This window comes from Ruegeria arenilitoris, assembly GCF_013035315.1.
Taxonomy (GTDB): Bacteria; Pseudomonadota; Alphaproteobacteria; order Rhodobacterales; family Rhodobacteraceae; genus Ruegeria; species Ruegeria arenilitoris_D.
The window spans coordinates 118,733-139,830 of the sequence record NZ_WQHP01000002.1; the positions used below are offsets into that span (position 1 = coordinate 118,733).

At 56.8% G+C, this 21,098-nt stretch carries 18 protein-coding genes; 9 read left to right on the forward strand and 9 right to left on the reverse strand.

The window, feature by feature from the left end:
- Positions 1–128 precede the first annotated feature (128 nt).
- Positions 129–1,253, forward strand: a complete 1,125-nt coding sequence (gene gmd, locus GOV53_RS05335) for a GDP-mannose 4,6-dehydratase (protein WP_170464626.1) — start codon at positions 129–131, stop codon at positions 1,251–1,253.
- A 7-nt stretch (positions 1,254–1,260) separates the two neighbouring features.
- On the forward strand, positions 1,261–2,238 hold the full coding sequence (gene fcl / locus GOV53_RS05340) for a GDP-L-fucose synthase (RefSeq protein WP_170464627.1): 978 nt from the start codon (positions 1,261–1,263) through the stop codon (positions 2,236–2,238).
- 34 nt (positions 2,239–2,272) lie between these two features.
- On the opposite strand, the gene GOV53_RS05345 is transcribed toward fcl, so the two are convergent.
- The 7 genes from GOV53_RS05345 to GOV53_RS05375 form a co-directional block, all read right to left on the reverse strand.
- Positions 2,273–3,349: a DUF2793 domain-containing protein gene (locus GOV53_RS05345; RefSeq protein ID WP_170464628.1), complete on the reverse strand. Its 1,077-nt coding sequence runs from the start codon at positions 3,347–3,349 to the stop codon at positions 2,273–2,275.
- Between the two features lie 224 nt (positions 3,350–3,573).
- On the reverse strand, positions 3,574–4,467 hold the full coding sequence (gene galU, locus GOV53_RS05350) for a UTP--glucose-1-phosphate uridylyltransferase GalU (RefSeq protein WP_170464629.1): 894 nt from the start codon (positions 4,465–4,467) through the stop codon (positions 3,574–3,576).
- Positions 4,468–4,775: 308 nt separating this feature from the next.
- Positions 4,776–6,581, reverse strand: coding sequence for an ABC transporter ATP-binding protein (locus tag GOV53_RS05355; RefSeq protein ID WP_170464630.1), 1,806 nt, complete (start codon positions 6,579–6,581; stop codon positions 4,776–4,778).
- Between the two features lies 1 nt (position 6,582).
- On the reverse strand, positions 6,583–7,512 hold the full coding sequence (locus GOV53_RS05360) for an ABC transporter permease subunit (protein WP_170464631.1): 930 nt from the start codon (positions 7,510–7,512) through the stop codon (positions 6,583–6,585).
- 10 nt (positions 7,513–7,522) lie between these two features.
- Complete coding sequence (gene oppB / locus GOV53_RS05365; RefSeq protein WP_170429129.1) at positions 7,523–8,446, reverse strand: oligopeptide ABC transporter permease OppB; 924 nt, start codon at positions 8,444–8,446, stop codon at positions 7,523–7,525.
- A gap of 66 nt (positions 8,447–8,512) precedes the next feature.
- The gene (locus GOV53_RS05370) at positions 8,513–10,141 is read right to left on the reverse strand and encodes a peptide ABC transporter substrate-binding protein (protein WP_170464632.1); all 1,629 of its coding nucleotides are present in this window, start codon (positions 10,139–10,141) and stop codon (positions 8,513–8,515) included.
- Between the two features lie 400 nt (positions 10,142–10,541).
- Positions 10,542–11,777 carry a lytic murein transglycosylase gene (locus tag GOV53_RS05375; RefSeq protein ID WP_170464633.1) on the reverse strand — a complete coding sequence of 412 codons (1,236 nt, stop codon included), beginning with the start codon at positions 11,775–11,777 and terminating at the stop codon, positions 10,542–10,544.
- A 175-nt stretch (positions 11,778–11,952) separates the two neighbouring features.
- Between GOV53_RS05375 and GOV53_RS05380 the strand changes: the two genes are divergently transcribed.
- Genes GOV53_RS05380 through GOV53_RS05405 form a run of 6 tightly spaced genes read left to right on the forward strand, consistent with a single transcriptional unit; the run spans position 11,953 to position 18,487 of the window.
- Positions 11,953–12,915: a cytochrome ubiquinol oxidase subunit II gene (locus tag GOV53_RS05380; RefSeq protein WP_367648755.1), complete on the forward strand. Its 963-nt coding sequence runs from the start codon at positions 11,953–11,955 to the stop codon at positions 12,913–12,915.
- A complete protein-coding gene (locus GOV53_RS05385; protein ID WP_170464634.1) occupies positions 12,912–15,002 on the forward strand; it encodes a cbb3-type cytochrome c oxidase subunit I in 2,091 nt (696 codons plus the stop codon). Before GOV53_RS05380 ends, GOV53_RS05385 begins: the two co-directional genes overlap by 4 nt.
- A complete protein-coding gene (locus GOV53_RS05390) occupies positions 14,999–15,631 on the forward strand; it encodes a cytochrome c oxidase subunit 3 (protein ID WP_170464635.1) in 633 nt (210 codons plus the stop codon). The genes GOV53_RS05385 and GOV53_RS05390 overlap by 4 nt, the downstream gene beginning before the upstream one ends.
- Positions 15,624–15,950, forward strand: a complete 327-nt coding sequence (locus GOV53_RS05395; protein ID WP_254439194.1) for a cytochrome o ubiquinol oxidase subunit IV — start codon at positions 15,624–15,626, stop codon at positions 15,948–15,950. Before GOV53_RS05390 ends, GOV53_RS05395 begins: the two co-directional genes overlap by 8 nt.
- A gap of 33 nt (positions 15,951–15,983) precedes the next feature.
- Positions 15,984–16,967 carry an HlyD family secretion protein gene (locus tag GOV53_RS05400; RefSeq protein ID WP_170464636.1) on the forward strand — a complete coding sequence of 328 codons (984 nt, stop codon included), beginning with the start codon at positions 15,984–15,986 and terminating at the stop codon, positions 16,965–16,967.
- Positions 16,964–18,487, forward strand: a complete 1,524-nt coding sequence (locus tag GOV53_RS05405; RefSeq protein ID WP_170464637.1) for a DHA2 family efflux MFS transporter permease subunit — start codon at positions 16,964–16,966, stop codon at positions 18,485–18,487. The genes GOV53_RS05400 and GOV53_RS05405 overlap by 4 nt, the downstream gene beginning before the upstream one ends.
- Here the strand turns inward: GOV53_RS05405 and GOV53_RS05410 are convergent.
- Both GOV53_RS05410 and GOV53_RS05415 read right to left on the reverse strand, forming a co-directional pair.
- Complete coding sequence (locus GOV53_RS05410; protein ID WP_170464638.1) at positions 18,484–18,846, reverse strand: fluoride efflux transporter FluC; 363 nt, start codon at positions 18,844–18,846, stop codon at positions 18,484–18,486. The genes GOV53_RS05405 and GOV53_RS05410 overlap by 4 nt on opposite strands.
- Positions 18,843–19,250: a fluoride efflux transporter FluC gene (locus GOV53_RS05415; RefSeq protein WP_367648756.1), complete on the reverse strand. Its 408-nt coding sequence runs from the start codon at positions 19,248–19,250 to the stop codon at positions 18,843–18,845. The genes GOV53_RS05410 and GOV53_RS05415 overlap by 4 nt, the downstream gene beginning before the upstream one ends.
- A gap of 216 nt (positions 19,251–19,466) precedes the next feature.
- Between GOV53_RS05415 and GOV53_RS05420 the strand changes: the two genes are divergently transcribed.
- On the forward strand, positions 19,467–21,047 hold the full coding sequence (locus GOV53_RS05420; protein WP_170464639.1) for an FMN-binding glutamate synthase family protein: 1,581 nt from the start codon (positions 19,467–19,469) through the stop codon (positions 21,045–21,047).
- Positions 21,048–21,098: the final 51 nt, after the last annotated feature.

The window sequence follows — 21,098 nt, forward strand, 5'->3', positions numbered from 1 at the left end:
AACATAGGCGGATAAAGGCGTCGTCCGGGTCCAAACCTACCCCGCAGTTTGGCCTTGGGTTGCATTCAGGCAAATATTGCTGTTTCACAGACTGAACACGCGCATAGTGAACATCCTGGAAATCAGCCATGACAAAAACAGCACTCATCACCGGCATAACGGGGCAAGACGGTTCGTATCTGGCCGAGTTTTTGCTGGAAAAAGGCTATGAGGTTCATGGGATCAAGCGGCGGGCGTCGTCGTTCAATACGCAGCGGATCGACCATATTTATCAGGATCCGCACGTGCCCAACCCGCGCCTGCATCTGCACTACGGTGATCTCAGCGACACGTCGAATCTGACGCGCATCATCCAGGAGGTTCAGCCGGACGAGGTCTATAACCTCGGTGCGCAGTCCCACGTGGCGGTCAGCTTTGAATCGCCGGAATACACCGCTGATGTTGATGCGATCGGAACCCTGCGTCTGCTCGAGGCGATCCGCTTCCTAGGTCTTGAGAAAAAGACCCGGTTTTATCAGGCCTCGACATCCGAGCTGTATGGTCTGGTCCAGGAAACGCCGCAGCGTGAGACCACGCCGTTCTACCCGCGTTCGCCCTATGCAGTGGCCAAGCTTTACTCCTACTGGATTACGGTGAACTATCGCGAGGCCTACGGGATGTATGCCTGCAACGGCATTCTGTTCAACCACGAAAGCCCCCGTCGAGGTGAGACTTTTGTGACTCGCAAAATCACCCGTGGCCTGTCCAACATCGCCCAAGGTTTGGAACAATGCCTGTACATGGGCAACATCGACAGCTTGCGCGATTGGGGCCACGCCAAGGACTACGTGCGGATGCAGTGGATGATGCTGCAGCAGGATACACCCGAAGACTTCGTGATCGCAACCGGCGTGCAGTATTCGGTGCGTCAGTTCATCGAATGGTCGGCGGCTGAGCTGGGCATAACGCTCGAGTTTTCGGGCGCGGGTGTTGATGAGATTGCGACGGTCAAATCGGTCGAAGGCGACAACGCGCCAGCCCTGAAACCGGGCGACGTGATCATGCGCATCGACCCGCAATACTTCCGCCCGGCCGAAGTTGACACACTGTTGGGTGATCCATCGAACGCAAAAAACAAACTGGGCTGGGAGCCGGAGCTGACCGTACAGCAAATGTGCGCTGAGATGGTTACAGAGGACCTCAAAACCGCCAAACGTCACGCTTTGCTGAAAGAGCATGGCTACGATCTGCCGGTTACGTTGGAAAATGGCTGAGGCGGCGATGCGCAAGATCTATGTAGCCGGTCATCGGGGTATGGTTGGCGGCGCTATTCTGCGCCGTTTGCAGAATCGCAAGGCCGCAGGCGAAGCGTTGGAGCTTGTGACCCGCACGCATGCCGAGCTGGACCTGACCGATCAGGCCGCTGTCCGCGATTTCATGCAGTCCGAGCGTCCCGACGTCGTCATCCTGGCAGCGGCCAAGGTGGGGGGCATCCATGCCAACAACACCTATCCGGCGGATTTCATTTACCAAAACCTGATGATCGAGTGCAACGTGATCCATCAGGCCTTTGCTGTCGGTGTCAAAAACCTGCTGCAACTGGGCAGTTCCTGCATCTATCCGCGCGCCGTGCCGCAGCCTATGCGCGAATATGCGTTACTGACCGGTGTTCTTGAGCCGACAAACGAACCTTATGCGGTGGCGAAGATTGCAGGCATTAAACTCTGCGAAAGTTATAACCGGCAGCATGGGGTCGACTATCGTTCGGTTATGCCCACGAACCTTTACGGTCCGGGCGATAACTTTCATCCCGAAAACAGCCATGTTCTGCCTGCGCTGATCCGCCGGTTCCACGAGGCACAGCAGGACGGTCTGGACGAGGTGGTGATCTGGGGCACCGGCAAACCACGTCGCGAATTCCTGCATGTGGATGACATGGCCGAGGCGTCTTTGTTCGTCCTTGATTTGCCTCTTGGAGACTATGAGGCGAACACGGAACCGATGCTGAGCCATATCAACGTTGGGTGCGGCGAGGATATCTCGATCGCGGAACTGGCCGCACTGGTGGCTAAGGTTACCGGATTCACCGGTCGGATCACCCAGGACACCAGCAAACCGGATGGCACCATGCGCAAGCTGATGGACGTGTCCCGTCTGGCGAATATGGGCTGGCGCGCACGCATAAATCTCGAAGACGGAGTTCGGGAAACCTATGCTTGGTTTCTTGAACAATCCGACGCGACCCTGCGCGCCAAGTAACCGCCCGAACACTGGGTCCGGGCGGCCATGTTGATCAGAACCAGCGGCCGATCGCAACCACTGTCGGGGCAAGCGACGCAGCATCTGATGTAGTGGACAGAACCTTTAGTCCGACCTGAGCGTTCGACGGTTCGTCAAACCCCAGGAACCTGCCCGCAGCGCCGCCACTGCCGCTAAGGGCAGGCGTTGTGCCTGTCGCAAAGGCTGCGGGGAAGTTCCATGTCTGTAGGGCGCTTGCGAACAAAGCGCCCTCGCTGTTTGTGCAGGCGGTTGAGGTAAGCTTCGCGGTGCAAATCTGAGTGCCGTCGGCAAAGCGGACAAACTCGCCGTTTGGCGTGTTGCCCCGTTCGATTACCGCTCCAGTCGGATTGCCGCTGCTTTGCGTGACCGTTCCCAACAGATTGCCAGGCCCATAGCCATAATCGGCTCGCATCAACCGCCCGGCCGTAGTGTCATCTGCGCTGGATTGAACGGCGGTGCCAGAGGTCAGTCCGGTCGCCGGATCAAAGCGCAGCGCTTCAGCCCAGTTCGACCCGTCCGGCGAGACTTTGATGGAAAAAACCGTGTCGCCAGACAGGCCCATTTCGGCATGTCCGGTCCAGTTTGACTGAAACAACAGCGATGCCGTTTCGCTCGCATCGGCTTTGTTGACCTTCAACTGATGGCCCGCACCATCGTGGGTGAGCAGAGTTGCTGGCGATCTGACCGATAATCGGTTTGTGCTGTCGTGTCCGGTGGCAATACCGATACCTGGCAGGTTCTGAGTGGTCGAAGGCGGCTCGACCCAATCCGATCCGCCCCACCGTTTCAAGCTGCTGCTGCTCTGATCCCAGGCGCGCCAGCCCGGTTCGGGGGACAGGAAATGCCAACTGTTATCCAGCCAGGCGGCCAGCTTTTTGGTGTGTCCTGCCCAGTCTCCGGTGGGTGTATCCCCTTGGGCATGAATGTCACCCTGGGCCGGTGCCGCTGGAGGGGTTGTCGCGTTTGTAGAAATGATGGTCAGTTGGACGATGAGGTCCAGACGCCGTAGAACCTCGTTATGCGTGACGGGCTTTTGCGCCTGTGACGGTTGCAGAAGGGGCAGGTTCAATCTGGGTGAGTTCTGGGGCAAGGGGCATCCTCCGTTGGTAGTCCGTTTGACACATGAATTGCGGGCCAAACTGCCGTTGCATTCATGAATCCAGACTGACCGTCGCGAACGACCACATAACATCTTGCTAACGATTGAATTGAAATTAGGTTCAGGGACTCAGAAAAGTATCTTCCCCAAGAAGCCAAGGACAACCCGCGCCTATCGCGGTTTGTCCCGTTTTGCCAATAACCGAAGCATGTTTCCTATTGAGCGGCCTGGCCAGTTGCGACCACGTCGTGCAAATACTGCCGCAGGTCATCACACAGATCCTCGCGTGCCAAGGCAAAGGCGACGGTGGCCTGCAGGAATCCGGCCTTGGAGCCGCAGTCAAAACGCTGACCGTCGAACTTGTAGCCAAAGACCGGGACTCCGTTTCTGATGTCTTCTGCGATGGCATCTGTCAGCTGAATCTCACCACCGCTGCCCAGCTTGTTTTGGTTTAGGTTGTACAGAACCGAGGGACGCAGAACATAGCGACCAATCACCGCCAGATTTGACGGTGCTTCGCCGGGTTTGGGTTTTTCAACCATGCCTCGGGCACGCACAACTTGGCCAATATTGTCGCCAACGTCCAGCACACCGTATGAGCTGGTCTTTTCTTCCGGGACTTCCATGGTGGCCACCATATTGCCACCGGTTTCCTCGTAAGCTTCGATCATCTGCTGCAGACAGGGTTTTGGCCCTGATATCACATCGTCCGGCAGCATCACAGCAAACGGCTCGTCCCCGATCAGGCGGCGCGCGCACCAGACGGCGTGACCCAGACCCAGAGCCTTATGCTGCCGGATGTAAGCAATAGCCCCGCTTTCCATGTTCGTTGCTTGCAGCGTCTCCAGCAGGTCGTCTTTGCCTTTTTCTTTTAGCGACTGTTCCAAAATCTGATTATGATCGAAGTAGTCCTCCAAGGCCGATTTGCCGCGGGAGGTGACGAAAATAAATTCGGTGATCCCAGCGGCGCGCGCCTCGTCGATGGCGTATTGCACCAAAGGACGGTCAACCAAAGTCATGATCTCTTTTGGAACCGATTTCGTAGCGGGTAAAAAGCGGGTGCCCATTCCTGCGACAGGAAAAATCGCCTTGGTGACCTTACGTGTCATGCTACCTCTCAGCAAAATCTTGTCAGTCCGAATACATGTCTTCCATGCAGCCTGATATTGTGGGTGCACCGAACATTCAACGCAAACAGGCGAAAATCAGCTTGTTTGACAGAATCGTGCCATTGTTCAATTCGGAAGTCAAAAGACCTATCTTTGGTTGGCGACGCCGGGGCTGTTTGGGTGGGTACGGCAGAAGACAAAACTTGAAGTTTTGGGTGATTGTCGGAATTTGGGAAACTCTGACTAAAGTCGAATTTTTATCGAAAATCCTGCCCCGCGGCACGCACCGCTGTCGGGGCAGGGGAGTTCTATGCTGTGCCCATGATCGCTTCCAACGAGTCGTGCTCGGCGACGAAATGATCCGGCCTCACCTCGCTTAGTTTCGGGACATAGCTTGTATCCCCGGACGCCAGACGGCTTGGCAGGAATCGCAGCGCGGCCTTCGGATCCATCGGAGATGGCAGCTCGCCCGGTAGCTTCAGTCGTGTTCGGCTGCGTTCAACGTCAGGGTCCGGGATCGGAACGGCTGAGATCAGCGACTTGGTGTAAGGATGGATCGGATCGGAACAGATCACTTCACCATCGCCCAGTTCAACGATCCGGCCCAGGTATAGAACCATGATCCGGTTTGACACTGCCCGCACGACCGACAGGTCGTGGCTGATGAAGATCATCGACAAACCAAACTCCTGCTGCAATTCGCGCAGCAGCTCTACGATCTGTGCTTGAATCGAGACGTCCAAAGCGGACACTGCCTCGTCACAGATGATGAGCTTGGGTTTGTTGATCATGGCCCGCGCGATGCCGACACGCTGGTTTTGCCCGCCCGACAGCTCATGCGGGTAGCGGTTGATCATGTTGGCTTTCAGACCGACCCGTTCCATCATTGCTGCGACCATGTCTTTGCGTTCACGGTCGGTCAGGTCGGGGCGATAGGTTTTCAGCGGTTCCGCGATTGACGCCGAGATGGTCATCCGTGGATCAAGGCTGGCCAGAGGATCCTGGAACACGATCTGCAAGTCCTTGCGGTACTTGTTCAGTTCGCGCCGTTTCAGTCCGACGATGGGATGACCCAGCCAGCTGACGTTACCCGCGCTAGGTTCGATCAGTTGCAAAACAGCCCGAGCCAAAGTGGATTTCCCGCAGCCCGACTCGCCCACAACACCCAGCGTTTCGCCCTTGCGAATATCGAAGCTGACGCCGTCAACGGCTTTCAAAGGGACTTTGTGCCCAAACAACCCGCCCGAAACGTGGATCGGGAAATGAACCTTGACGTCGTCGACTTTCAGCAAGGGTTCTTCGACCTTTTCCAGAGCTTTAGGAGCATCACCGGCGTCGATCCGCGGCATCGCCTCAAGCAAGGTTCGCGTGTACTCGTGCTTGGGCGCGCGGAAGATTTCGCGCGTCTCACCGGCTTCGACGAACTGACCCAGGCGCATGACCTGCACCCGGTCACACATGCGGGCGACAACGCCCATGTCATGGGTGATCAGGGCAATCGCGGTCCCTTCGTCCTTTTGCAGGCGCACCATCAGATCAAGGATGTCGGCTTGTACCGTAACGTCCAGCGCTGTCGTCGGCTCATCAGCGATCAAGAGCTTTGGATTACACAGCATCGACATTGCGATCATGACCCGCTGGCGCATGCCGCCCGACAACTCGTGGGGGTACTGATCCAGACGTCGATTGGCTTCGGGGATACGCACGCGATTCAGCCATTCCAGACACCGCGCCCGGGCGGCCGAGCCTTGCAGACCCTCGTGAACCTGTAGAACTTCGCGCATCTGTTGCCCGATCCGCAAATGCGGTGTCAGGGCCGTTAGCGGGTCCTGAAAGATCATGCCAACGTCATCGCCGCGGATCTTGTTCAGCTTATTGATCGGCAGGTTCAGGATTTCCTGACCGTTCAGCATGGCGGAACCCATCGCGCGCCCGGCAGGCGGCAACAGGCCCATCGCGGCCATGAAGGTCTGGCTTTTGCCGGATCCACTTTCGCCCACGATGCCAAGGCATTCGCCCGGGTTGATGTCGAAGCTGATACCTTTGACAGCCTCGACCACGCCATCAGGGGTGTCGAACTGGACGCTCAGGTCCTTTACGGAAAACAGACTCATATCAGCGATCCTTCGGGTCCAGAGCGTCACGCAAACCGTCACCGATGAAGAACATGGTGATGATGATTGCGACGTAGAAAGTCAGGGGGAACAACAGTTGCCACAGGGTTCCATAGCCCATGGTTCCCGCGCCTTCGGCGATCAGGCGACCAAGCGAGGTGTAGGGTTCAGAAATACCCAGCCCGAGGAACGAGATAAAACTCTCGGTCAGGATCATTTCGGGAACCAGCAGCGAGGCGTATACGATTACCACACCCAGCAGGTTGGGCAGGATGTGGCGATACATGATAGTAAACTCGCTGACACCTGCGGCGCGTGCGGCCTCAATGAATTCGCGGTTCTTCAGGGTCAGCGTTTGCCCCCTTACGATCCGGGCCATGGTCAGCCACCCCACCGCACCGAGGGCGATGAACAGCATCACGAAAGATCGTCCTGCAACAACAAGCAGAAGAATAATGACTAGCGTCGCCGGGATTGCCAGCAGGATATCGACAAAGCGCATCATGGCGCCGTCGGTGCGGCCCCCAATGTACCCGGCGGTGATACCGTAACATGTGCCGACGATCAGAGCTGTGGCGGCTCCGATCAGACCCACCAGCAGGGACGTTGTCGTCGCCTGAATGACGCGGCTGTATAGGTCGCGCCCAAGGTCATCGACCCCAAAGTAGTGACCGGTTTCGATGGACGGCATGCCCATGCCGCGCACGTCGCCCATGACGTTCCAGTCGATCTCTTCGTTGTTCCAGACCGCGAAGTAAGGCCCGATGATCGTGAACAGAACGATTAGACCCAGAATGAAAAGGCTCGCCATTGCTGCCTTGTTGCGGACAAAACGCATACGCGCGTCTTGCCAAAGAGAGCGCCCCTGAATGACCGTGTAGTCGGTGACATCTTCGGCCAATTGGGCGGCTTTTTGTGATTTTCCAAGCATTGCCAGCCCCTCAGTAGCGGATTTTTGGATCGAACCAGGCATAAGCCAGGTCGGTCAACAAGTTCACGAGGACAGTCAGCACGCCATAGAGGATCGTGACCCCCAACAGGACGGCATAGTCGCGCGACAGAGCCGAGCCGACATAGGCCTGCCCCAATCCGCCGGTTGAAAAGTAGATGTCCACGAAGACCGAACCGGTCAGCACGTAGACGAAGACCGGGCCCAGATAGGACACCACTGGCAGCAAGGTCGGTTTCAGCGCGTGGCGCCAGATTACGGTTCTGGTCGGCAGGCCTTTGGCTCGTGCAGTACGAATGAAGTTCGAGTTCAGAACCTCCAGCATCGATGAGCGCGTGATCCGTGCGATCGAACCCATATAGGACGTCGCCAGCGCGATCACCGGCATGATCAGGTACTGCCATTGACCGCCGTTCCAGCCACCGCCAGGCAGCCAGCCAAGCCACAAAGTGAAGGTCAGGATCAGGATCGGGCCCATGATGAAGTTCGGCAGCGCTTGTGCCGCAATACCCAGACCGACGGCGAAATAGTCGATCCAGCTATTGTGTTTGATTGCGGCAGCAATTCCCAAAGCGACACCGACGGACGTCGCCACCAGGAAAGAGAGCGAGCCGTAGGTCAGCGAGATCGGGAAACCTTGCGCGATGATATCGTTCACGTCCCGGTCCTTGAATTTGAAGGACGGGCCGAAATCGAAATGCACGACAATGTTGTACAGGTAATCCCACAGCTGTTTCCACAGCGGCTGGTCCAACCCGTACCGCGCCTCGATATTGGCCAGAACCGCGGGCGGCAGTGGCCGTTCCGAGGTGAAGGGTCCGCCTGGCGCGAAGTGCATCAAAAAGAAACTTGCGACGATCAGCAAAAGGATCGTCGGAACGGCGGCCAACAACCGCCGGATGACATAGGCAAGCATTTCATGCCCCCAATTATTGGCTATGCCCCAGAGAAGCCTCCGGGGCATAGCGTGGTCTAAGGATGATTATTCGGCGACTTTGTAGAGGTTCTTGGAGTACCAGTTCTGCTCTACGTTATTGACCGGCCAGTTACCGACGTCGCTGTCCATCATGTAGACGCCAGCATAGTGATAGATCGGGATAACGGGGGTCTCTTGCGCGATGATACGCTCGACCTCGGTGTACAGAGGTGCGGCGTCATCCGCCGTTTTGGCTTCGGCCAGCAGTTCATCAACGCGGGCGTTGTTGTACTTGCCGTCGTTGTAGCCAGAGTCCGACTGAAGCAGGTCAAGGAAGGTCGAGGCTTCGTTGTAGTCACCACACCATGCGCCACGGGCCAGATCAAAGTTCTGGTTCCCACGCTCTTCCAGGAAAATCTTCCATTCCATGTTGGCCAGCTCAGCATTGACGCCCAGCTTTTGCTTCCACATCTGGCTCAGCGCCACAGCAACCTTCTTGTGGGCTTCCGAGGTGTTGTAAACCATCTCAAAGCTCAATGGGTTGTCGGGGCCATAGCCAGCTTCTGCCAGCAATTCTTTTGCCAACTCGTCACGCTCGGCCTGAGACATCGAGGCCATTTCTACGTCCGGGACATCAAAGCCAGCAGTTGCAGCCGGTGCAAAGGTGTAAGCCTGAGGCTGACCACCTGCCATGATGTTCTCAGTGATGATCTTGCGGTCTACGGCAAGCGAAAGGGCCTGACGGACGTTCGGATCCTTGAAGGCTTCCGGGCCACCATCGGACAGGTTGAACGTGTAATAATAGTTACACAGGCGGGGGAAGCTGATTGCCTCTTCCGGATGCTCTTTCTGCAGACGTGGGAACTGACCAGCGGGTACTTCGGTGCGGTCCAGCTCGCCTGCCAGGTAACGGGTCAGGGCGACGTTCTCATCGTTGATGACCAAGGCTACAACTTTGTCGATGATTGTGTTGTCGTTGTCCCAGTAGTTTTCGTTCCGCTCACGGACCGAACGTTCTTGCGGAAGGTGCTCGGTCAGGACGTATGCGCCGTTCGAGACGATGTTCTCAGGCTTGGTCCATGCGTCGCCAAACTCTTCGATGACTTTCTGAGGGGCCGGGAAAGTAGTCGAGTGCGTGGTCATCTGCGCGAAATACGGCAGCGGCGCGCTCAGGGTGACTTCCAGCGTGTGGTCGTCGATGGCTTTGACGCCCAGTTCATCAACCGGCTTTTCGCCAGCGATGATTTCGGATGCGTTCTCGATCGACATCAGCTCCATGAACCACGCATAAGGCGAGGACAGGGCGGGATCGACGGCGCGTTTCCAGGCGTAAACAAAGTCACCTGCAGTCACCGGATCACCATTTGACCACTTCGCTTCATCGCGCAGGGTAAAGGTATAAACGTCTTTGGCGTCGTTGGTCGTGTAACCTGTGGCAACGCCGGGAACGAGGTTGCCGTCTTCGTCCTGGTTCATCAAACCTTCAAACAGGTCACGGACGATCTCAGCGCCGGAAACATCTTCAACAACCTGCGGGTCGACCGAGCTGTGCTCGTCAAGGATACGGTAAGTAAAGGTCTGGTCATCCGCCAGCGCTTCGCCCGTTTCCGGATGGGTTCCTGCCGCAAAAGCAGCGCCGGCGATCATGGTCGAGGTCAGTAGCCCCGCCAGAGATTTCCGAATGTACTTGTTCATGTTTGTTTACTCCCATTTTTTGACATCGCGCACGCACCCCTTTGGGATGGCGGCAGGCCACCTTGTTTGTCCGACCCAGAAGCCGACCAGGACCGGTTCGAAATTTGCTTTTCAGATCGCAATGGACACCGCGTCGCAGTCTTTCGGTTTGTAGTCGGGAACGTGTTTGCGAAAGTCGCCTTTCACTGTGGCAGAAGGTGACACCATTTCAAAAAAGGTTAAACCCTTTGCCTTAAAATTGGGCAACCAGAGGTGGATTGTGAATGAAACCGGGGATGTCTCGGAAATTTTATGCTGAAACGTACGGACTTCGTGACATTTTCGTGAAGCTTGCAGATTTCAGTTTTCCGGTTTCCGCGGCGCAATGATTCTCCACCAAGCAATTCGCTAGGGCGAATCGCTACCGGGTCAATGCCTGTTGAAGGCTCTTGCTCGGAAAGCATGTCGCCGCGCGCCCACTTGTCTGTTGCCATCGGCCAATCGACCGCCGCGTCTTGAAGCCGGGTAATCCATCCGCCCCACCGACATCATGCCCCTCTTGTTCCAGCCTACGCTGCATGGTTGCGATGTCAGAGCGGTACATGCTGTCAATCTTTCCCCAGCGCCCGCGAAAATCTGGGACACCGTATTGAATGCGATCTCCGACATGGCCAACGAACAGAGCATACAAATCGCTCTTGTTGTATTCCTTCAGGACATAGAAATTCGGAGTCACGAGAAAAGCCGGGCCGTGTCGCCCGGCTGGCATCATCAGATAGCCCTCACCTTTTTGTTCATGCTTGGGAAATGGCTTGCCCGATACGCGCTTGATACCCATTGCCGCCCAGTCCCGAATGGGTTTCCCTTGATCGGGTCCCTCCAGCGCGCAAGACACTGTTTCCGGTACAAAAACTTCGAACCCCCAGTCGCGACTGCTGACCCAGCCGTGCATCGCCAAATAGTTTCCGATCGAGGCAATCGTATCCTCGGGCGAGGTCCAGATGTCGGCTTTTCCGTCTCCGTTCCCGTCCGCGGCATAGGCCAGATAGTTTGAGGGCATGAATTGCGGTTGACCCAAAGCACCCGCCCAACTGCTTTTCATCGCACCCGAAGGGGCGGCTCTGGCTTCGGCGATTTGCAGCCCGGCGATCAGTTCCTGCGTGAAGTAGTCCGCGCGGGTACTCATGAACCCTTTGGTGCCCAGTACCTGAAACATGTCGTGCCGGATTGGTACCTGACCATAGCCGCTTTCCCGGCCCCAGATGGCCAGAATGATGCGTGCGGGGACGCCGGTTTCAGCCTCGACGCGGGATAATGTCGATGCGTATCGTCGAGCCATTTGTCGTCCGACCGATGTTGCACCCTGCACCGACCCGGCATTGAAATAGCGCGCTGGCGATCCGAACTCAGCCTGTTTTTGCCGTTTCGGGGTGCTCGCTTGTTGGCCAGGCGGCACCAGATCCGGCAGTTTCCAATTAAGCGTAACCCCATCAAAAGCCTGCCGCATTGTGCGACGCGAAACACCCTTTGCCTTGGCCATCGGCCAGACCGTTTCGTTCAACCATAACTGGAATTGCTTCTCGACCGCGTCCCTGTCTTGTGCGGTCGCGCTTGTTGTCAGGCACAAAAGGCCGAGGGCAAATACAATCCAACGCATTGGCCAAAGGCTGGCTGGACTAGGCGGTTAAGTCAACTCAGAGATTAGTCTGCGCCTCAACGCGCAAATGATCATTCAAAACGGTCAAGTCTCTGTTGATCCGGAAAAATCCTTGAGAAATTTTACGCCTCTGTCGATAGTTGGCCAATTGGATCGCTCAGGAGGGCAATCACGCGTGGCACTATTCCGCTTGTCACATGGCGCGCTGACGGCGCTTGTCTCAGCCGCTTTGGTTGTTGCAACGGCAGCGACTGCAAGCGCGAGCGACAGCTTCATGGACCCACAGGGCCCGATCGCGGCTGTTCAAAAGGTACACCTATTGCGAGCGACAGCTCTTATCCTGATCGCAGTCGTCCCGGTTCTTGTCCTCGTCCCGTTGATCGCCCTTCGTTACCGGCGGCGCAAGGATGGTCACGCCGTATACAGGCCCAAATGGGATTTCTCAGGTCGCTTGGAATTTGTCATGTGGGGTGTACCCGTCGTGATTGTGGCGCTTTTGTCTTTTTACCTTTGGAAAGCGACACACCGTCTTGATCCCTACTCGGCTGCTTTTGGCGAAACACCTGCGCTGAATGTGCAGGTCGTGGGATTGGATTGGAAATGGCTGTTCATCTATCCCGACCTTGGCATCGCCAGCGTAGGAGAGCTTGGCATCCCAGTCAAACAACAGGTCGCTATGACGCTGACAACGGACACTGTGATGCAGTCTTTCATGATCCCGGCTCTGGCCGGCCAGATCTATGCCATGCCCGGTATGACAACCAAGCTGCATCTCGTATCGGATGCGCCTGCCACGATGCAGGGCGAAAACACTCAGTATAACGGGCGGGGGTTTACCAAGCAGAAGTTCCAGACCCTCTCCATGCCCGCCGATGAATTCGCTGCGTGGGTCGAAAAGGTGCGCAGCAACGGTATTGCGTTGGATGATGAAACCTATCGCGTTTTGGCAATGCGGTCAGATAGGGATGAGGTTCAGGCCGCCTTAGGTACAGCGCAAATGCCTGATAACGCATTGTATTTCACGCTTGATGATAACGGATTGTTCAATTCCATCGTGCATCGCTATCACGGTGGCGAGGCGCTATCGACCGATCAACAACCGGGGACCGTGGAATTCGGGCAGGAGGCGCCGAAATGACCAACACCGACTCCGCCTTTTTCGGACGTCTGAGCTGGGACGCGATCCCCCTGGCCGGACTTATCCAGAACCCCAACACCAATGAGATTGTTGCTAACGCGGCAGCGGCCATTGTGATTGTCGGTGTCATTATTGTGGTCGGTGCGCTGACCTGGTTTCGCCTGTGGGGGGCTTTGTGGCGCGATTGGTTGACCAGTGCCGATCACAAAAAGATCGGTATTATGTATATCGTCTTCGCAATCGTGATGCTTGCGCGCGGAGTGCTGGAGGGCGTCGTCATGCGCGCCCAGCAGGCGGCCGGGCCGGGTGAGGGTTTCCTAGAGGCCGAGCATTTCGCAGAACTATTCAGCACACATGGCACGATTATGATCTTTTTCGTGGCCGTCCCTTTTGTGTTCGGCCTTGCGAATTTCCTGATCCCGCTCATGATCGGCGCGCGCGATGTTGCCTTTCCCGTGATGAACCAGATCAGTCTGGGTCTGACTGTTTCGGCTGGGATGATGCTGATGGTCTCATTGGTGGTCGGAGAGTTCTCGACCGGTGGCTGGACGGCTTATCCACCCTATACCGGTGCCGCATTCAATCCGGGGGTAGGGCCCGACTACTGGATCTGGGCCATAGTTGTATCCGGTATTGGGACTACTCTGACCGGCATTAACTTTGCCGTCACGATCTACAAGCTGCGCGCACCCGGTATGAAGTTCATGCGGTTGCCGATGTATTGCTGGACGATCATCTGCAGCTCGATCCTGATTGTTTTTGCGATGCCGCCGCTGGGGGTCGCTGCGTTGATGCTGGCTGCGGACAGGTATCTGGATTTTCACTTCTTCACCAACGACCTTGGTGGCAACATGATGAACTACGCCAACCTGTTTTGGCTGTTCGGTCACCCTGAGGTCTACCTTCTGGTTCTGCCCGCATACGGCATCTATTCCGAGGTGTTCGCGACATTTTCGGCCAAGCGTCTGTATGGCTACAACTCGCTTGTCATTGCCACGATGTCGATCGCGGTTCTGTCGTTCACCGTTTGGTTACACCATTTCTTCACCATGGGCCAAAGCGCGTTGATCAACGCGGTGTTTGGCATCGCCACTATGCTGATCGCGATCCCGACCGGTGTGAAAGTCTATGACTGGATGGCAACCCTGTTCCGGGGACGCATTCGGTTCTCCGTGCCCATGCTTTATGGTCTGGCGTTCTTGATGCTGTTCGTAATCGGCGGGTTGTCTGGTGTGATACTCGCGAACCCGACAGTGGATTATCAGGTCCACAACACGCTGTTCTTGGTTGCCCATTTCCATAACGTTCTGCTGCCGGGTGTACTGTTCGGGTTGCTCGCCGGATACAACTATTGGTTCCCCAAAGCCTTTGGATTCCGTCTGAATGAGTTTTGGGGCCGCGTCTCGGTCGCGCTGTGGACAGTGGGTTTTATGCTGACATTCCTGCCGCTTTATTTCGTCGGTCTGATGGGCATGCCGCGCCGGTCGTTCAGTTGGGAGGACCCTAGCTTTCACCCATACATGATTGTCGCCGTAGTCGGCGCGCTGGTTATTCTTGGGGCCCTGCTGTCGGTGGTCGTTCAGCTTTGGGTCAGCATCCGACAACGGAACGAAACGCGCGTACCGGTCGGAGATCCATGGGACGCGCGCACGCTTGAATGGTCAATCCCGGCCCCGCCACCGCCTTACAACTTTGCCATCATCCCGCAGGTCACAGACCGAGACAACTTTGCTGCCGCGAAAGAGCGTGGCAACGCATACCCGTCACCGGATGCTTACGAGGATATCTCGGTGCCTCTCAACACTGGGATCGGGTTCATCCTCTGTGTTCTTAGCGGTGTATGGATGTTTGCGCTGGTCTGGTGGATCTGGTGGCTGGCCGTGCTGGCAAGCCTTCTGATGCTCAGCGCCTTTATTGCCTGGACATTCAAGACCGAAACCGAACGCGTTGTTCCGGCGGATGAGGTCCGAAGAGAGCACGAGGCATGGTTGGATTTGGTGCACAGCGCCACACCTGTTGATCGAGACCACGAAACGGCCCCGGAAAATCGCGGCCTTGCCGCCCCCGATCTGGAGGCCGTGACATGAAGCGCGCGCCCAGACACAGCTATCCCGGCCTGAACCTCGGACGGCGTCACGCAAGTGCCGACAAAGCCAGCGAGGTCGTCACCTTCGGCTTCTGGGTCTTTTTGATGAGCGATCTGGTCTATTTCGGCCTGATGTTTGCCATCTACATCACCATGATCGACGCCCAGGCCGGTGGTCCGGGGCCGCATGAGCTGTTCGACCTGACAAGCATTTTTGCGCAAACCATGATCCTTTTGACCAGCAGTCTCACGGTGGGTCTGGCGATGCTTGCGCTCAAGTACAACCTGCCGCGATGGAGGATCGTGTTTTGGTTCTCGGTCACGCTGGTATTAGGTCTGTGTTTTTTGGTTCTGGAAATCCGTGACTTCATGGCGATGGCCGAAAAGGGCGGTATCCCGCAGCGCAGTGGCTTCCTGTCGGCGTTTTACGGGTTGGTGCCCCTGCACGGGCTGCATGTTGCCGCCGGGTGTCTTTGGCTGGTCGTGTTGGGGATTCAGCTGCGGATTTTTGGTCTCACCGATCTGCTAATGTCGCGCGTGGTGCGGCTGGCGCTGTTCTGGCATTTTCTTGATCTGATCTGGATCGGCATCATCACGATCGTTTATTTCGGAGGGCTCACCTATGGATAAACGCAGCGAAATGCACCGCCGCGAACGTCGCCGCTATGTGGTCGGATATGGCGGGTCGCTTTTGCTGACGTTCGCTGTGTTCGGGATCGCTTACCGATACGGGATCGAGACGAAGGGCGTTTATCTGACCATAGCGCTGCTTGGATTGGCTCAGTTGATCGTTCAACTGGTCTATTTTCTTCACATCGACCGCCGGCGCAGCAGCCGTGAGGATTTGGACCTTGTCCTGTTCTCAACGCTTGTGCTGCTGATCATCATCCTTGGCACGGTTTGGATCATGGGCAATCTGGCCGTTCGGATGCATACCATCCCGATGTAACAGCCGACGAAACCAAACGAAGGGGGCAGGTTCATGAAATCGATAAAGCTCGTCGGTGCCATTTGCATCATAGGCGCAATCGCCGCTGGTCTGTTGCTATATTGGCGTCATCAAGAGCGATACCCCTCGACCGACGACGCCTATGTTGGGGCTAATATCATCTATGTTGCTCCGCAGGTTACAGGACAGGTGGCCGACGTTCTGGTTGACGAAAACCAACCCGTCAAACATGGGGACCTGCTGTTCACAATCGATGACACGCAGTTCAAGGCTTCGGTCGATCAGGCCAAGGCCAATCTGGACAGCGCGGTGCAGCAGGCGGAGTCGTACTCCACTCAGATTGCAGCTGCGCAGGCCTCTGTCGAAAGTGCGCAATCGGCTTACAACACGGCGCAAAGCAATCTGGAACGTGCCAAAGCACTGTTTGCGACGGGTGATCTGGCACAGGCCTCGCTGGATCAGACCAGCTCTGATTTCGCTCAGGCGGCAGCCCAACTGACCACCAGCCAGTCCAGCTTGCTTGCCTTGCAAAGCGGGTTGGCGGCCAAACAGGATGATATTCTGTCCTCACAAGCGCAGGTAGAGATTGCGCAGGCCAATCTGAACTGGACCAAAGTTTTTGCTTCAGCGGACGGGTGGATCGCCAATCTGACCCTCAGACCCGGATCGTCGGTCTCTGCCAACGCGCCACAGTTTTCGATTGTCGAGTCCTCTGACTGGTGGGTCGACGCCAATTTCAAAGAAACGTCCTTGCCACGTATTCGCCCCGGCCAGCCCGTCACCGTCAAGGTCGATATGCTGCCCGGTTTAACCCTGACCGGCAAGGTTGCATCCATTGGGCGAGGGTCGGGGGATACTTTCTCACTTTTGCCGTCCGAGAATGCCAGTGGGAACTGGGTCAAGGTTACGCGCCGCTTCCCGGTTCGGGTCGAACTTGACCCGACGGACGCGCCGCTGCGCGTCGGGGGCAGCAGCAAGGTGACCGTCGACACCACCGTTTCTCAGGCTGATAAATGACCTCTAAGGCGGCAAGCCGCGTCAATCCGGTGATCGTGATCGCCGTGGTCCTGAGCGCCGTTCTCGAAGTGCTCGACAGCACCATCGTCAACGTGGCGCTGCCGCATATTCAGGCCGCGTTTGGTGCGACGACCGATCAGGCCACCTGGATTTTGACCAGCTATATCGTCTCGGCCGTTGTGGTTATGCCGCTGACCGGGTTTGTTGCCCGCCGGGTCGGACGCCGCCGTCTGATCCTGACCGCCGTTACTGGATTTGCCACCATGTCGGTTATGTGCGGCCTGTCGTGGAGCCTTGAGACCATTGTCGCCTTTCGCCTTGCTCAAGGCATGTTTGGTGCGTTTCTCATACCGCTGTCCCAATCCATTCTGTTCGACGCTTTCCCGCGCGAAAAACGCGGTCAGGCTATGGCTGTATTCGGCCTGGGTGTTGTCGTTGCCCCGGTTTTGGGCCCGACGGTCGGAGCAATCCTGACCGAGTACTTCTCGTGGCGGATGGTATTCTTCGTCAACCTTCCGGTAGCCGCAATGGCCCTGCTTCTGCTGGCCGGAGAATTGCCCGAAGACGAAACCGAAGAGGTGCGCATCGACTGGGCAGGCCTTGCCCTTTTGGCGATCGGGATCGGCTGTCTGCAATTTGTGCTGGATCAGGGCGAAACCAAGGATTGGTTGTCATCCCGCGTCATTCAGGTGGCGGTCATCGCCTCGGTTCTGGGCGCGTTGGGGTTCATCGCGCATGTCCTGACCACAGAAAAGCCTGTGGTTGATTTGCGTTTCTTCGCGGACCGGAACTTTGCGCTGTGCAATCTGGTGATTGCCGGTTTTGCCATCTCGTTGTTCGGCGGCATCGCGATCCTGCCGACTTTCGTCCAGAACCTACTGGATTACCCGGTGATCACATCCGGGCATCTTTTCATCCCACGCGGCATCGCGGCCGGTATATCGATGGTGTTGACCGGCGCTGTTCTGGTCGCACGGTTCGATCCACGCGTGCTGGCCGGGCTGGGAATGTTTCTGACCGCTGTCAGCAATTTCATGATGGGATCGCTCAACATGGATGCCGGGTTTTGGGAGCTGGCGTGGCCCGGCGCAGTCAGCGGGCTGGGCATGGGCCTTGTGTTTGTGCCGATGTCTATATTGGCCTTCGAGAGCATCTCAAAATCCCGTCAGGACGAGGCCTCGGGCCTATTCAACGTTACCCGGCAACTGGGATCGTCGGTCGGCATCTCGCTTGTTGGAACCTGGGTCGTGCGCGGGCTGCAAACAAATACAGCCGTTCTTAGCCAGAATGTGACGCCCTATAACCCTGCGGCACAGGCCTATCTTGCGCCCCTGAATCTGACGCCGGACAGCGCGCAGGGGGCGGCCATTCTGGGACAGCAGATCGCAGAGCAGGCCGAGCTGATCTCATACCTGACCGTTTTCAACAACCTTGGGCTTTTGGCGTTGGCCACCATCCCGTTGCTGTTCTTCTGCAAGGCTCCCAAGCCGGGAACTCAAGCGTCTGTACCTGCGCATTAACTCAGCAGTAACAGCCCCAAAGCCAGAGCCGCCCAGCACAACCCGAGACTGAGGACGATGTTGCCAGCGGCCAACGCGATGGTTCGTTCGCGTCTCAGTTCCAGCGACTGATAGGCAAAACTGGAAAAAGTCGTGAAGCCGCCGCAAAAGCCGAAGACGAGGCGCTTTTCCTCTTCGCCCATCTCGACGGCCCCCCCCAAATACCCAATCCACAGACCCAACAGCAAACTGCCCAGAACATTAACGATCAGTGTGGAAAAGGGTAGGTCATGAACAACCCGCAGCGCGATCCAGTGGCGCAGAACCGCTCCTAGACCGCCGCCCAAACCGAACATCGCGTGCAGGTATAGTTCGCTCATTCAGAGGCTCCCCGCAGGTGAACGCGGCGTCCGATAGCCTCACCCAGAATGGCGGCGGCCAGTCCAACCGCAATTTCCAATGCGGCGGCAGAAGCTGCGACCCAGATGTTGGACAGGGCCAACCGTTCCAGATCGGCGACAAAAGAGGAAAAAGTAGACAGGCCTCCGCAAAGCCCGACGGCACCAAGATGCAGCACATGGGCATGGACGCGGTGGCGTACCGAATACAGCCACCCAAGGATGAAACACGCAACGACGTTGATGCCAAATGTCTGTGTCAGAAACACCGCGCCGGGAATTGTCACCGAGAACATTTCGCGCAGCAGCGACCCGACTGCCCCACCGATAAAAACGGCACCAAACATCAAAGCCGTGGTCCGAACATCCGTTCGTTTTTGTTTCACAGACCGTTGTCCTGCTCCGAACTCATCTATTCGGGCATAATGGCATACGATACGCGGATCAACCGCAGGTGAAATGAGTGGCGGAATTCACATGTTCGCCCGTTTGCGTGAGCGTGTCCGCAAAGGCTTGCAATTCAAAGCCGATTTGCCCCAGTTTTGGCACATCACGCGCCCGCTACAGCCGGCCAGAAACCAAGCCATTCCGGGAGAGTACGAATGATTGTACGCAGACTCTACTATGTCCTGACCTATGTGTGTCTGCCGCTGACCTTGCTGTGGGGCTTCTACTGGCCACCTGCCCATTGGTTGTTGGTGCTGCTTGTCCCGTACGCCCTGATCGGCCTGTATGACATGCTGACAACCAAGCACAACGTGCTGAACAACTACCCGGTTCTGGGACATTTCCGCTACATGCTGGAATTCGTCAGCCCGGAAATCCGCCAGTATTTTGTGGAAACGAACGAAAGCGGCCGTCCGTTCAACCGGATCGTGCGTTCCCTTGTCTATTCGCGTGCCAAAGGGCAGGTGGATACGCAGGCCTTCGGCACCCAGTACGACATCATGACGGTCGGTTATCACCGGGCGAACCACTCGTTGGCACCCAAGGATGTGCACGAAAGCGAAGAACGTGTGATGCTGGGTGGTCCGCAATGCTCGCAGCCTTACAGCGCGTCGCGATTAAACGTGTCAGCGATGAGTTTTGGTGCACTCAGCGCCAACGCGATCCGGGCACTGAACGGCGGGGCCAAGGACGGTGGTTTTGCCCATAACACCGGTGAAGGCGGGCTGTCCCCGCATCACCTTGCCGAAGGTGGGGACATTATCTGGCAGATTGGTACTGGCTATTTCGGGTGCCGCACGCCCGAAGGCGGTTTCGACAAGGACAAGTTCGCCGAGAAAGCCAAGAATGAAGTCGTCAAAGCGATTGAGATCAAACTTTCCCAAGGGGCCAAGCCCTCGCATGGCGGGGTTTTGCCCGCGGCGAAAGTAGACAAGGAAATCGCCGAGATACGGGGTGTGCCCGAACATCAGGACGTAATTTCTCCGCCTATACACTCGGCATTCGAAGGTCCAACGGGCCTGATGCACTTTGTGCAGCACCTGCGGGAGATGTCAGGTGGCAAACCGATCGGTTTCAAGCTTTGCTTAGGTCGTCCGTCCGAGTTTATGGCGATTTGCAAAGCGATGCTGGAAACGGGCATTCTGCCGGATTTCATAACAATTGATGGCTCCGAAGGTGGTACAGGAGCAGCGCCGGTCGAATTTACCAACCGACTGGGCATGCCGCTGAACGAGGCGCTGATTTTTGTGAACAACTGCCTGCGCGGAGTCGGGCTGCGCGACAAGATCCGCATTATCTGTTCGGGCAAGGTGGCGACCGGTTATGACATGGTCGAAAAATTCGCCCTGGGCGCTGACATGTGCAACGCCGCCCGTGCAATGATGTTCGCTGTGGGCTGTATTCAGGCGCTGCATTGCAACACGAACCGTTGCCCATCCGGTGTTGCCACTCAGGACCCAATCCGGGGCAGGGCGGTCAACGTTCCGCAAAAACGCCAGCGCGTTCACCGTTTTCATGATGCGACTTTGGAAAGCTTTCGCGAACTCTTGGGTGCGATGGGCAAAGAGAAGGTCTCGGATCTGCGTCCGGGCGATATTCGCCGCCGCACTGCGGATGAACGGGAACGGTCGTACGCCGAACTTTATACCTTCATCGAAGACGGGATATTGCTGACAGATAATGTCCCGACCGAGTTTGCTGCGGACTGGAAACTGGCCTCGGCAAATCACTTCTGATTTTTTTTGAAGCTGCCGCCAAGGATTTACGTTTCCGATCCGTCATACCCA